The organism is Stenotrophomonas sp. CCNWLW57 (assembly GCF_037203925.1).
GTDB classification, from domain to species: Bacteria; Pseudomonadota; Gammaproteobacteria; order Xanthomonadales; family Xanthomonadaceae; genus Stenotrophomonas; species Stenotrophomonas rhizophila_A.
Genome location: NZ_JBBCBJ010000002.1, coordinates 413608 through 426285, shown reverse-complemented (window position 1 = coordinate 426285; position 12678 = coordinate 413608). Strand labels below are relative to the sequence as shown.

Annotated in this window: 11 protein-coding genes and 2 tRNA genes; all 13 read left to right on the top strand. The window is 65.3% G+C overall.

What is annotated here, in order from left to right; all coding sequences use genetic code 11:
• Positions 1-14: 14 nt before the first annotated feature.
• The 13 genes from nuoN (at position 15) to rpsO (ending at position 12665) form a co-directional block, all read left to right on the top strand.
• A complete protein-coding gene (nuoN, locus tag V9K91_RS06790) occupies positions 15-1475 on the top strand; it encodes an NADH-quinone oxidoreductase subunit NuoN (protein ID WP_184126535.1) in 1461 nt (486 codons plus the stop codon).
• A gap of 108 nt (positions 1476-1583) precedes the next feature.
• Positions 1584-1660 (top strand) — tRNA-Met (locus tag V9K91_RS06785).
• A gap of 213 nt (positions 1661-1873) precedes the next feature.
• Positions 1874-2647 carry an RHS repeat-associated core domain-containing protein gene (locus V9K91_RS06780; RefSeq protein ID WP_336443258.1) on the top strand — a complete coding sequence of 258 codons (774 nt, stop codon included), beginning with the start codon at positions 1874-1876 and terminating at the stop codon, positions 2645-2647.
• Between the two features lie 71 nt (positions 2648-2718).
• Positions 2719-3513, top strand: a complete 795-nt coding sequence (locus tag V9K91_RS06775; RefSeq protein ID WP_336443259.1) for an RHS repeat-associated core domain-containing protein — start codon at positions 2719-2721, stop codon at positions 3511-3513.
• A gap of 11 nt (positions 3514-3524) precedes the next feature.
• Complete coding sequence (locus tag V9K91_RS06770; RefSeq protein WP_093532782.1) at positions 3525-4403, top strand: RHS repeat-associated core domain-containing protein; 879 nt, start codon at positions 3525-3527, stop codon at positions 4401-4403.
• A gap of 111 nt (positions 4404-4514) precedes the next feature.
• Positions 4515-5378, top strand: coding sequence for an RHS repeat-associated core domain-containing protein (locus V9K91_RS06765; RefSeq protein WP_336443260.1), 864 nt, complete (start codon positions 4515-4517; stop codon positions 5376-5378).
• A 61-nt stretch (positions 5379-5439) separates the two neighbouring features.
• Positions 5440-5516: transfer RNA gene (locus V9K91_RS06760), tRNA-Met, on the top strand.
• Positions 5517-5947: 431 nt separating this feature from the next.
• A complete protein-coding gene (rimP, locus tag V9K91_RS06755) occupies positions 5948-6538 on the top strand; it encodes a ribosome maturation factor RimP (protein ID WP_176472586.1) in 591 nt (196 codons plus the stop codon).
• Positions 6539-6545: 7 nt separating this feature from the next.
• Positions 6546-8057 (top strand): transcription termination factor NusA, encoded by a 1512-nt coding sequence (gene nusA, locus V9K91_RS06750; protein WP_068853387.1) that lies wholly within the window; start codon positions 6546-6548, stop codon positions 8055-8057.
• A 95-nt stretch (positions 8058-8152) separates the two neighbouring features.
• A complete protein-coding gene (gene infB, locus V9K91_RS06745; RefSeq protein WP_095362864.1) occupies positions 8153-10789 on the top strand; it encodes a translation initiation factor IF-2 in 2637 nt (878 codons plus the stop codon).
• 61 nt (positions 10790-10850) lie between these two features.
• Positions 10851-11258 (top strand): 30S ribosome-binding factor RbfA, encoded by a 408-nt coding sequence (gene rbfA, locus V9K91_RS06740; protein WP_068853383.1) that lies wholly within the window; start codon positions 10851-10853, stop codon positions 11256-11258.
• Positions 11259-11333: 75 nt separating this feature from the next.
• Complete coding sequence (gene truB / locus V9K91_RS06735) at positions 11334-12242, top strand: tRNA pseudouridine(55) synthase TruB (protein ID WP_336443261.1); 909 nt, start codon at positions 11334-11336, stop codon at positions 12240-12242.
• Positions 12243-12404: 162 nt separating this feature from the next.
• Positions 12405-12665: a 30S ribosomal protein S15 gene (rpsO, locus tag V9K91_RS06730; protein ID WP_068853379.1), complete on the top strand. Its 261-nt coding sequence runs from the start codon at positions 12405-12407 to the stop codon at positions 12663-12665.
• Positions 12666-12678: the final 13 nt, after the last annotated feature.

The window sequence follows — 12678 nt, the reverse complement described above, 5'->3', positions numbered from 1 at the left end:
TCCAGGATTTGATGATGACCACCTCGCCGCTGTTGCCACTGACCGCCGCTGACCTGCCGCCGCTCGCTCCGGAGCTGGTGCTGATCGGCAGCGCGTTCACCCTGTTGATCCTCGATCTGTTCATCAGCAAGCAGAACAAGATCTGGACCCACCTGTTTTCGGTCGCTGCACTGGCGGTCGTGCTGTTCATGCTCGCCACCGGCGTGGGCGGGCAGGGCGAGGTCTTCCACGGCATGTTCGTCCGCGATACCGCGGCCGATGTGATGAAAGCTGTGATCGTGCTCTGCAGCGGCCTGACCCTGGTCTATGGCTGGAGCTACCTGCGCGAACGTGATCTGTTCCAGGGCGAAATCCCGGTACTGATCCTGTTCGCCACCTCCGGCATGATGATCCTGGTCTCGGCCGGCAGCCTGCTGATGGTGTACCTGGGCCTGGAACTGCTGGCGCTGTGCTCCTATGCGCTGGTCGCCAGCAACCGTGACAACGGCCTGGCCACCGAAGCGGCGATGAAGTACATCGTGCTGGGTTCGCTGGCCTCGGGCCTGCTGCTGTACGGCATGTCGCTGGTCTACGGCGCCACCGGTTCGCTGCACCTGGATGCCATCAACGCGGCCATCCCGAACTCCGACGAGAAGATGCTGCTGCTGACCGGCGCGGTGTTCATGATCGCCGGCGTGGCCTTCAAGCTCGGTGCGGCACCGTTCCACATGTGGCTGCCCGACGTGTACCAGGGTGCCCCGGCCCCGGTTGCGCTGTTCATCAGCTCGGCCCCGAAGCTGGCCGCGTTCGGCATGGCCTACCGCCTGCTGGAAGTGGGCGTGGGCCCGCTGTCGGACGAATGGAAGTACCTCATTGGTGGCCTGGCCGCGCTGTCGCTGGTGATCGGCAACCTGATGGCGATTGCGCAGAGCAACCTCAAGCGCATGCTGGCGTACTCGACCGTGTCGCACATCGGCTTCCTGCTGCTCGGCATCGCCGGTGGCGGCGAGCGGGGCTATGCCGCCGCGCTGTTCTACGCGCTGAGCTACGCGATCATGTCCACCGCCGGTTTCGGCGCGATCATCGCGCTGTCGCGCAACGGCTTCGAAGCCGAGAAGATCGATGACCTGAAGGGCCTGAACGCCCGCAACCCGTGGATGGCGGGCCTGGTCCTGTGCATCATGGCGTCCATGGCCGGCATTCCGCCGTTCCTGGGCTTCTGGACCAAGCTGGCGGTGCTGGGCGCGGCCATCAACGGCGGCATGCTGTGGCTGGCCATCCTGGGTGTCATCTGTGCGGTGATCGGTTGCTTCTACTACCTGCGCGTCATCAAGGTCATGTACTTCGATGAGCCGGTGGGCGAGCCGCTGCCGGCCAACAATGACCGCGTGCTGGGCGTGGTGCTGGGCGTGAATGCCCTGGCGCTGCTGGCGCTCGGCCTGGCCTGGAACCCGATCATGGTGTGGTGCCAGCAGGCTTTTGCGCATCTCGCCTGAAAAACGATACAAAGCTGCGCAATTAGTGTAATATTCGTTTCCTGAGTTGTTGATGCAGCGGTTTCGCCAGAACATCGTTGCGGTACGGATCAACTCAACCACTTCTGCTGCGGGGTGGAGCAGTCTGGCAGCTCGTCGGGCTCATAACCCGAAGGTCGCAGGTTCAAATCCTGCCCCCGCTACCAAATAGCCCCGGTGCATGCCGGCGGCAGTGGACGAAAAAGCGATCCCGGCAACGGGGTCGCTTTTTTGTTGGGTGGTGCAGGGCAGGGGCAGCGGGGCAGGGCCCCGCTCTACACGCCCTTTTAATTGCGGTGGGCGTATTTCGTGGGCTTGTCGGGGGACACACGCATAAGTCGGCTCACAGGCCAGGGGTGACCGTGTCCTCATCGTCTTCCATGCTTGGCTATAACGGGGTTTTGCATGAGGCCCCCGGGTCCTGGCAGATCCTCGGCAATGGGTACCGCGTGTACAACCCGGTGCTGATGCGGTTTTACAGCCCCGACGACCTGAGCCCGTTTGGCAAGGGCGGTCTCAACGCCTACACCTATTGCCGGCTTGATCCGATCAATCAGGTGGATCCCAGTGGCCACTGGTCGCTCAATGTGTTCGCAAACCTGGTCGGCTTCAAGTTCCGGACCCCGCTGCTGACGCCGGTATTCGTCACCACGGCGGGTTCGTTGGCAGCGGTGGGTCTGGCGGTGGCATCCAACAACGATACGCAGCGGAAACTTGCGATAGCCGGGGCGGTGATACTGGCTGCTGGTGCGCTCACGACGGGCCGTCACGTCTGGATGAAGCGCAAGATACTCCCGACGCCAACCACGCCGACGCCAGCAGCTACCCCCTTTACAGCGTCGGCGCCGCCCATGGCACCACTCACGCCGACAACACCGGCCGCGCCCGTTCCGCTCTCACCCCCCGCGCGATTGGGCACGCCGACGGTGTCCAGCCGCGTGGCGCCGTCGAGCCCGCCGCCGACAGTCGCGATCCGGCGCGCGCAGCCTCGACGTCGTGCCGTGGTTTCGTCCGACCTGCCCCCACCACCGCCGCCGCCATCTGTCCTGCGCACTGCACGCGAGCCGCCCCGGGTGTCGCTGCGTGTGCGCCAGGCGACCATCCGCGAAGGGTCGGCACGGTGGGACCAGGCGACGCCGATTTACCCTGTATGACGGTGCCGTGTGCCATTCGCCTTGCAGGCCTCAGCCGCCGGCAGGCCAGTCATACCCTGCCGGCAGTTCGCGTGCGACTCGGCTACAACGGCCTGTTGCACGAGCCGGGCCGGTGCTGGCAGTTCCTGGGCAACGGCTACCGCATCTACAACCCGCGGCTGGGGCGCTTCCATAGTCCCGACGACAGCAGCCCCTTCGGCCGTGGTGGCATGAACGCCTATGCCTATTGCGCTGGCGATCCGATCAACCATGCCGATCCCACTGGCCACTTCCTGATGCCGATCGCGACGTTACTCGGAGGTGGCGCGGTGGCGTTGTTCGGCGCGGCCGGTGCAGTCGCCATCACCGGCGACAGCAAAAGTGCAAAGTTCCTGGCCGTGCTGGGAGGCGCCTTTGCTGTCGCGGGGCTGGCGGCGATCGGGGCCCGCGCCCTGGTCCGCAGGCAATCGAGTTCGCGCCTGGGAGAGGTGCGCATCCACCGCGGAAAGAACAAGGACTGGCTCGACGTCCATGGAAGTTCCAACGGGTCCCTGGTCGGCAACACGCCCATGGACGGTACTGAGATGACCGCGTTTCTCAGGTCGAAGGGGCTGGGCGACAAGCCGCTGATCTATCTGTCGTGCAACTCGGGGACCGGGCCGGCGTCACAGGCGCAGGTGGTGGCCGATGGCCTGGGGCAGCCGGTCATCGGCTTCGTGGGCCCGGTCGCAGGTAATGCGTTCACCCACAGGCCCATGGGCGTGTACCACGCCAGGGTCTTCCATCCCCAGACCGGACTTGCACGGGTCAACACGGCCATCCGCAATACCGCGCTGAACCGGAGAACCCGGGCGGGCGTGATGCAGCGCCTGTCGGGCTTGCGGTGAGGCATGCGGCCATGTCGATTGGCTTTCACGGTGAACTGCATGGCGCCGGTACGCACTGGCAGATCCTGGGTAACGGGTATCGCGTGTACAGTCCCGTTTTGAGGCGGTTCCATCGCCCGGACAGTCTGAGTCCGTTTGCAGAAGGGGGCCTCAATGCCTATGCCGCGTTCGGCTGCGATCCCATCAACCTGGCCGACCCCAGCGGTCATTTCGCACAGCTTGTGGTGGGCGCAGCCGTGTTGGCGGGCGCTGGGGCCCTGGTGGGCTCGGCCGCGGCCGGGACGAAGGGGGAGGGCACCACGGCCGGTATCCTGGCCGCAGTTGCGCTGGGCGTGGGCGTGGCGGCGGCAGGAGGAATGCACATGCTGCGGGCGTCCTCGCGCGTGACCGCAGTCGGCGTGCCCCCAACCACGCCACCGGTGCCAACCGTGCAGCCCGGCCGGACCGTGCGCATCGGCGAGTTGCGCTTTGCCTCGGGAGCGCGCGGCGATGAGCTGGTCGCCCATGGGCTTCCCTTCGCCACCGGCTCCACGGGTGCGGTGAGCGGGCACGCGCTGGGCCGGCAGGTGAGCACGGCGGTGGGCCCAGGCTATCGCTTCAAACCAATCAACATGCTGTCCTGCTACTCCGCCGTCGGCGGACGCTATGCGTCGCAGGCGCAGCGGTTGGCCAACAAACTCAACGTTCCGGTCAGGGGATACAGGGGGCGCACCCATGGAATGCAGGCACGGAACTCCAATGGGGGTCCCGACGACCACATATCCACCGTGTTCCGTCCGCAGACCGGCGTCGCCAGGACGTTCACCTCGGTGCTCAACACCGCGCTGCACCCGGTCGGTCGGGGCATGCGTGTGCTTGCCCGTGCGGCGCAGGCGGTGCGGTCTCGCTGAGACTGCAATGGGCCGGGGAGAGGTCATCACCACGTTTTAATTCTGCTGGACCAATGATCGGCGCGTCGGGGGACACAATCCTGGTGCGGACCGCGCGCCGAAGGGGGTTCCATGCCGTCACTTCCCACAACCTGGCCGCGCGCCGGCCACCAAGGGGAGACCCGTGGCTGGCTGGGCTACAACGGCCAACTGCATGAGCCGGGCGCAGCCTGGCAGTTCCTGGGCAATGGGTATCGCATCTATAACCCGGTGTTGATGCGCTTCCACAGTCCGGACCAGGCCAGTCCGTTCGGTGCGGGGGGAGTGAACTGCTACGCCTACTGCGAAGCCGACCCGATCAACAACGTGGATCCGAGTGGGCGATACCTGTTGCCGGTCGCCGCAATGATGGGGCTTGGAGCGATGGCCATGGCCGGGCTGGCGATTTCCAAGGGGGTGGCCGATGACCGAGAGGGCGCGGCCCTCTTCGGCGTCATCGCCGGCGGGCTTGCGATAGGTGCCGGGATGGTGGCGGGAATGCACCGCGTACTCATACGTAACTCGCCCCCGTTGGGGATGGGGGAAGTCCGTTTCCGCCACGGCCGCTACCGGGATGTGGTCAATGTGCATGGTGGGGAGAATTCGTCGAGGGTGGGAGCGGAGAACCTGGATGGTACCCAGCTTGCGGCGCTGGTCAGCGACAAGGGTCTGGGGAAGAGGCCGATCCATCTGCTTTCGTGCCGGTCGGCTGACGGACCCGTCCCGCAGGGTCAAGTGCTGGCGAATGCCACGGGACAACATGTGAAGGCGTACAGCGGAAAGGTCTTCGTAAGCAACTACACGGGTAAGCCGGTTGGGAACTACCGGAAGGTCATCTTCCGTCCGCAGCCGGAAGCCCAGAGGGAGGTGACTGCCATCCGCAATACGTCGCTGAATCGCCAGATGTGGCAGCGTCCCGCAAACCCGCAGCCGCGAAGGACTAGTGCCCGCAGATGATTCTCCGATGCCCTCCAAGGGTTGCGGTGGCGGCAAACGTGCATTACAATTCCGCTTCTGCTGCGGGGTGGAGCAGTCTGGCAGCTCGTCGGGCTCATAACCCGAAGGTCGCAGGTTCAAATCCTGCCCCCGCTACCACAGAAAATCTGCAGTGCAGATGCAGTGGACGAAAAGGCGATCCTGGCAACGGGGTCGCTTTTTTCGTTGGGACGGGCAGGGGCATCAACGAAGCTGAATGCAGGGGAGGATCCGGCCATCTGGCGCCCGCGCCCGTTGCACCAGCGCGGTGCAACCGCTATCATCCACGGCTTAGCGGACTACCTGACTGGACCCATTCCCTGGAATGCGGACCGTCCCGCGACCGGCTTCCGGGCCGTGCGACTTCCCCTCAGGTAGTCGTGACCCCCCGGAAGGCTGGGCTCGCAGCTTCACGCACCGCGCGTGATCTGCAACCGGAATCCAGCATGACCGGAGTCGTACCGGACAAGGGGCCCAGCGGGCCCTTTGTTGTTTCCGGGCCCCAGGCCGTGCGCCGGGGCAGCACCTCTTTCAACGAACCAAGGCAGACTGTGAGCGACAAGGCAACCGAAATCGCGAATCTGCTCGCCCCCACCGTTCAGTCGCTGGGTCTCGAGCTGCTGGGTGTGGAGTACCTGACCGCCCCGGGCGGCGCAACGCTGCGCCTCTATATCGACGTGCCGCTGGCAGAACAGCCCGAGCGTGTCGTCAACATCGACGACTGCGAACGCGTGAGCCGCGAAGTGTCGGCCCAGCTGGACGTGGAAGACCCGATCACTGCCAACTACACGCTGGAAGTGTCCTCGCCCGGCGTGGATCGTCCGCTGTTCACCTTCGACCATTTCGAACGTGCGGTGGGCGAGTCGGCCAAGGTCACCCTGAAGCTGCCGCAGGACGGCCGTCGTCGCCTGCAGGGCGAAATCCTCGGCGTCGATGCCGAGCAGAAGACCGTCACCTTCAAGGTCGACAATTCCCCGTTTACCGCCGACGTCGAGAATATCGAGAAGGCACGCATCATGCCGGACTGGGCCGCCCTCGGCCTGGCTCCGACCAAACCGACTGGCCCGGCACCCAAGCAGGGTGGCAAGGCGAACAAGAAACCATCCAACGAGCCGGCGGCCAAGAAGCCGCGCGCGGAGTGAGCCAACAATGAGCAAGGAACTTTTGCTGGTAGTGGATGCGGTCGCCAATGAAAAGGGCGTTCCGCGTGAAGTGATCTTCGATGCGATCGAAGCAGCACTGGCGTCGGCCGCGAAGAAGCGCTATCCCGATGAGGAAGTGCTGGCGCGCGTGTCGATCGACCACAAGGACGGCACCTACGAAACCTTCCGCCGCTGGGAAGTGGTGGCCGATGACGTGGTGATGGAATCGCCCGACCGCCAGGTTCGTCTGATGGATGCCATCGACGAAGCCGAAGGCGTGGAAGTGGGCGATTACATCGAAGAGCAGATCGAAAACCCGGACTTCGGCCGCATCGCGGCGCAGGCCGCCAAGCAGGTGATCGTCCAGCGCGTGCGCGAAGCCGAACGCCAGCAGGTGGTCGATGCGTGGAAGGACCGCGTGGGCGAGCTGGTCACCGGCGTGGTCAAGCGCGCCGAGCGCGGCAACATCTACGTAGACCTGGGCGGCAACGCCGAGGCCTTCATCCCGAAGGACAAGGGCATTCCGCGCGACGTGCTGCGCGCTGGCGACCGCGTGCGCGGTTACCTGGCCGAAGTCCGTTCGGAACCGCGTGGCCCGCAGCTGTTCATCAGCCGCGCCGCCCCGGAATTCATGATCGAGCTGTTCAAGCTCGAAGTGCCGGAAGTGGGTCAGGGCCTGGTCGAGATCAAGGCCTGTGCACGCGATCCGGGCGACCGCGCCAAGATCGCCGTGCTCGCCCACGATGCGCGCACCGATCCGATCGGCGCCTGTATCGGCATGCGCGGTTCGCGTGTGCAGGCCGTATCAAACGAGCTCAATGGCGAGCGCGTGGATATCGTGCTGTGGAACGACAACCCCGCCAACTTCGTCATCAATGCGATGGCGCCGGCGGAAGTGCAGTCCATCATCGTCGATGAAGACAAGCACTCCATGGACCTGGCCGTCGCTGAAGAGCGCCTGGCCCAGGCGATCGGCAAGGGCGGCCAGAACGTGCGCCTGGCCAGCCGCCTGACCGGTTGGCAGCTCAATGTGATGACCCAGGACCAGGTGACCGCCAAGTCCGAGGCAGAGCAGGGCGTTGCCCGCCAGCTGTTCATGGACAAGCTGGAAGTGGATGAAGAAATCGCCGCCATCCTGGTGACCGAAGGCTTCAACACCGTGGAAGAAATCGCCTACGTCCCGGTCGGCGAACTGCTGGCCGTGGAAGGCTTCGACGAAGACATCGTCGAAGAGCTGCGTGCCCGTGCCCGCGATGCGCTGCTCAACGAAGCGCTTGCGGTGGAAGAGGGTCTGGAAGATGGTTCGCCGTCCGAAGACCTGCTCGCCCTGGAAGGCATGGACGAGGCAACCGCCTACGCCCTGGCCGGCCACGGTGTGCGTACGAGTGAGGACCTGTCGGACCTGGCCGCCGATGAGATCCTCGAGTTCGGTATCGAGGACATGGACCAGGAGCGCGCCGCCGCCCTGATCCTTGCCGCCCGAGCCGAGGAGATCGCCCGCCTGGAGCGCGGCGAATGAGCCAGCGATGAACAGTGCCCTGACCCGATCAGGGCTTAGACTCCGCGCTGCCTTCGCCCGTTTCGGAGGAGCGCCAACCAGATCATAGGATCCGAATGTCGCAGCAAACCACCATCCGCAAGCTTGCCGAACTGGTCAATACGCCGGTCGAAAAACTGCTTGAACAGCTTGCCGAAGCCGGCATGAAGTTCAGCGGTCCCGACCAGGTCGTGACCAGCACCGAGAAGGTGAAGCTCCTGGGCTTCCTTCGTCGTTCGCATGGCAAGACCGAGCAGCCCGTCGAAAGTGCCGACGAAGCTGCAAAGAAGATCACCCTCAACCGTCGCAAGTTGCAGGAAGTGACCGTCAGCGCCGGCCGCAGCAAGACCACCGTCAATGTTGAAGTGCGCCAGAAGCGTACCTACACCAAGGACGCCAGTGGCAAGGCGATGACGCCGGATGAGGAGCGCGCCGACATCCTGCGCAAGCTGGAGGAATCCCGCCAGCGCAATCTGGACGAGCAGCGTGCACTGGCCGAGAAGGACCGTGCGCGCGATGAGGAAATCGCACGCAAGCGCCAGGAAGAGATCGACGCCAAGGAACGCGCCGAAGCCGAGCGCAAGGCTGCCGAAGCCGCTGCGGAAGCGGCGAAGAACGCCCCGCCGGCACCGGTAGCGGCGCCGCGCCCGGCCGCCAGCGAAGCGCCGGCCCGTGCCGCGCGTCCGTCTGCGCCGGCACCGGCACGTCCGGCCGCACGTGCGGACGACCGCAACTCGAACAACAACAACCGCCCGGGCGCCAAGCGCGACGACGATGGTGGCAACCGCTTTGCCGGTCAGCTGCACCTGTCGGCCGCTGATCGCGCGCGCCGTGGCAACAACAGCAACTCGCGTGGCCGCCCGACCGGTCGCACCCAGCACGGCGGCCGCCGTGACAGCAACCAGTCGCGCAGTGGCGGTGGTGCCCATGGTTTCGAACGTCCGGTCGCACCGATCGTGCGTGACGTCACCATTGGCGACACCATCACCGTGGCCGACCTGGCCCAGAAGCTGGCCGTGAAGGGCGGCGATGTGGTCAAGGCGCTGTTCAAGATGGGCGTGATGGCCACCATCACGCAGACCATCGACCACGACACCGCCGCGCTGGTGACCGAAGAACTCGGCCACAATGTGATCCGTGCCAACACCAACGACGCCGAAGACGCGCTGCTGGCGTTGAACGAAGGCGAGCAGGGCGAAGCCGTTGCGCGTCCGCCGGTGGTCACCATCATGGGCCACGTCGACCACGGCAAGACCTCGCTGCTGGATTACATCCGCCGCACCAAGGTGGCCACCGGCGAAGCCGGCGGCATCACCCAGCACATCGGTGCGTACCACGTTGAAACGCCCAAGGGCGTCATCAGCTTCCTGGATACCCCGGGCCACGCCGCGTTTACCTCGATGCGTGCCCGCGGTGCCAAGCTGACCGACATCGTGGTGCTGGTGGTGGCTGCTGACGACGGCGTCATGCCGCAGACCAAGGAGGCGATCCAGCACGCCCGCTCGGCGGGTGTGCCGCTGATCGTGGCGATCAACAAGATGGACAAGTCCGGCGCGGACCCGATGCGGGTCAAGAACGAACTGCTCACCGAGCAGGTCGTGGCCGAAGACTTCGGTGGCGACACCCAGATGGTGGAGATCTCGGCCAAGGCTGGCATGGGCATCGACGAACTGCTGGACGCCATCTCGATCCAGGCCGAACTGCTGGAACTGAAGGCCGTGGCCGATGGCCGCGCCAGCGGCGTGGTCATCGAGTCCTCGCTGGACAAGGGCCGTGGCCCGATCGCCACCGTGCTGGTGCAGCAGGGTTCGCTGAAGAAGGGCGACTACCTGGTCTGCGGCATCCAGTACGGCCGCGTGCGCGCACTGTTCGATGAGACCGGCAAGCAGCCCGACCAGGCTGGCCCGTCCATCCCGGTGCAGGTGCTGGGTCTGTCCGGCGTGCCGGATGCGGGCGATGACTTCGTGGTGGTCGAGGACGAGCGCCTGGCCAAGGACGTCGCGCAGCAGCGCGAAACCAAGCGCCGTGAATCGCGCCTGGTGCAGTCGGCCGGCAGCCGCATGGAAGACATCATGGCAACCCTGGGCAAGGGCGATGGCCAGCAGGTGCTGAACCTGGTGATCAAGGCCGACGTGCAGGGTTCGGTGCAGGCGCTGAGCCAGGCACTGGTCGCGCTGTCCAACGACGACATCCGCATCAACGTGATCCACTCCGGCGTGGGTGGCATCACCGAATCCGACGCCAACTCGGCCGTGGCTTCCAAGGCCACTGTCATCGGCTTCAACGTGCGTGCGGATGCTTCGGCCCGTCGCATCATTGAATCCAACGGCGTGGACCTGCGTTACTTCTCGATCATCTATGACGTGATCGATCAGGTGAAGCAGGTGGCATCCGGCCTGCTCGGCGTGGAAATCCGCGAAGAGATCATCGGTATCGCCCAGGTCCGCGACGTGTTCCGCAGCTCCAAGTTCGGTGCCGTGGCCGGCTGTATGGTCATCGAAGGTACGGTCAAGCGCAGCAAGCCGATCCGCGTCCTGCGCGACAGCGTGGTGGTGTTCGAAGGCGAGCTGGAATCGCTGCGTCGCTTCAAGGAGAACGTCGACGAAGTCCGCAACGGTACCGAATGCGGTATCGGCGTGAAGGCTTACAACGATGTGAAGCCGGGCGACCAGATCGAGTGCTTCGAGCGTATCGAAGTGCCGCGCACCCTGTAATGTAAAAGAGGGCCCGACCAGACGGTCGGGCCCTACCAATTCGAATACTGAAGAGTTCCCTGTGCCGAAAACCTTCCATCGAACCGACCGTGTTTCCGCCCAGATCCGCCGTGAGCTGGGTACGCTCGTGCATAACCTCGTGCGTGTACACGGCTTGCCCTCGGTGAGCGTTTCCGACGTCGAAGTCACCCGTGACATGGCCCATGCCAAGATCTTCGTCACCGCCCTGATGCCGGAACGTTCGGCCGAAGCGATGAAGGGGCTCAAGGAGCTGGCCTGGGAGCTGCGCATGGACCTGGCCAAGGCCATGAAGCTGCGCCACGTGCCGGAGCTGCACTTCCACTACGACGATTCGGTCGACCGTGGCGAGCACATCGACAACCTCCTGCGCGACCTGCCCGACACGCTCGCGGCCGAAAAGAGCCGCAACGCCAAAGACGGCGACGACGGCGAAGACAAACCCGAATAAACCAACAGCCCGCAAGGGCTGTTGTCCTGTATGGCCCGCCCTGCGTGCCTGCACGACCAATCCCGGCGAAACACCATGACCCGAATCACCTTCCGTCGCCTGGACGGCATCCTCCTGCTCGACAAGCCCACCGGCATGAGCTCCAACGCCGCGCTGCAGGTGGCCCGCCGCCTGTTCCGCGCCGAGAAGGGCGGCCACACCGGCAGCCTGGACCCGCTGGCCACCGGCCTGTTGCCGCTGTGCTTCGGTGAAGCCACCAAGATCGCCGGCCTGCTGCTGGGCGCGGCCAAGGCCTATGACGCCGACATCGTGCTGGGGCAGACCACCGATACCGACGATGCCGACGGCAGCGTGCTGCTGGAGCGCGCGGTACCGTCGATCAGCCGCGACCAGCTTGAAGTGGCCCTGGCCCCCCTGAAGGGCCGGATACGTCAGCGCGCCCCGATTTTCTCGGCGCTCAAGCAGGGGGGTGAACCGCTGTACCTGAAGGCCCGCCGGGGCGAGACCATCGACGCGCCCGAGCGCGATGTGGAGGTCCATGCCATTGAGGTCCTGGACCAGCATCCGACCCGGCTGTCGCTGCGCGTGACCTGCGGTTCAGGCACCTACATCCGCAGCCTGGCCCGCGACCTGGGCGAAGCGCTGGGCTGTGGTGCGCACATTGCCGGCCTGCGCCGGCTCTGGGTGGACCCCTTCCGCGACGCCCCCATGGTCAGCCTGGACACCCTGCGCGCCTTGGCGGAGCAGGGCGACGAAGCTGCCATGGAGGCGCTGCTGCTGCCGTTGGCGGCCGGCTTGGCCGACTATCCTCGGGTCGATCTGGATGCTGAACAGGCGCCGCGCTTCTGCGTGGGCCAGCGCCTGCGCGATCCGGCCTGGCCGCCCGGTACCGTGGCCGTGTATGGCCCGGAGGACCGGATCCAGGGGCTTGGCGAGGTCGACCCGACCGGCCGGCTGTCCCCCCAGCGCCGCTTCAACCTCTGACCCGGACCCACCCGGCGCTTGTCCCGGGAGGCCGCGACCGTTACAATTTCGCGGCCTTTTCAGGCTTTCCCGCGTCTGCGGGTTCATCCTTTCGTTAACGGCGAGTCGCGCGGTACGCCAATGGGGCGTTTCTGCGGGCCACGCATCCAAGAGAAAACAGATATGTCGATCGACACCCAGAAGGTCATTGAAGACAACAAGCGCAGCTCGGCCGATACCGGCTCCCCGGAAGTCCAGGTTGCCCTGCTCACCGCCCGCATCGAACTGCTGACCGGCCACTTCAAGACCCACAAGAAGGATCACCACAGCCGTCGCGGTCTGCTGCAGATGGTCAACCGCCGCCGCAGCCTGCTGGACTACCTGAAGAAGAAAGACGCCGTTCGTTACAAGGCCCTGATCGAAAAGCTCGGCCTGCGTCGCTAAGCAAGAATCCCGA

Excerpts from the sequence above, each read along its gene's own strand:
- V9K91_RS06780 (WP_336443258.1), top strand. The coding sequence starts at position 1,874 with ATGCTTGGCTATAACGGGGTTTTGCATGAGGCCCCCGGGTCCTGGCAG.
- truB (WP_336443261.1), top strand. The coding sequence starts at position 11,334 with ATGACCCGAATCACCTTCCGTCGCCTGGACGGCATCCTCCTGCTCGAC.
- infB (WP_095362864.1), top strand. The coding sequence starts at position 8,153 with ATGTCGCAGCAAACCACCATCCGCAAGCTTGCCGAACTGGTCAATACG.
- nuoN (WP_184126535.1), top strand. The coding sequence starts at position 15 with ATGACCACCTCGCCGCTGTTGCCACTGACCGCCGCTGACCTGCCGCCG.
- rpsO (WP_068853379.1), top strand. The coding sequence starts at position 12,405 with ATGTCGATCGACACCCAGAAGGTCATTGAAGACAACAAGCGCAGCTCG.
- V9K91_RS06765 (WP_336443260.1), top strand. The coding sequence starts at position 4,515 with ATGCCGTCACTTCCCACAACCTGGCCGCGCGCCGGCCACCAAGGGGAG.
- V9K91_RS06770 (WP_093532782.1), top strand. The coding sequence starts at position 3,525 with ATGTCGATTGGCTTTCACGGTGAACTGCATGGCGCCGGTACGCACTGG.
- nusA (WP_068853387.1), top strand. The coding sequence starts at position 6,546 with ATGAGCAAGGAACTTTTGCTGGTAGTGGATGCGGTCGCCAATGAAAAG.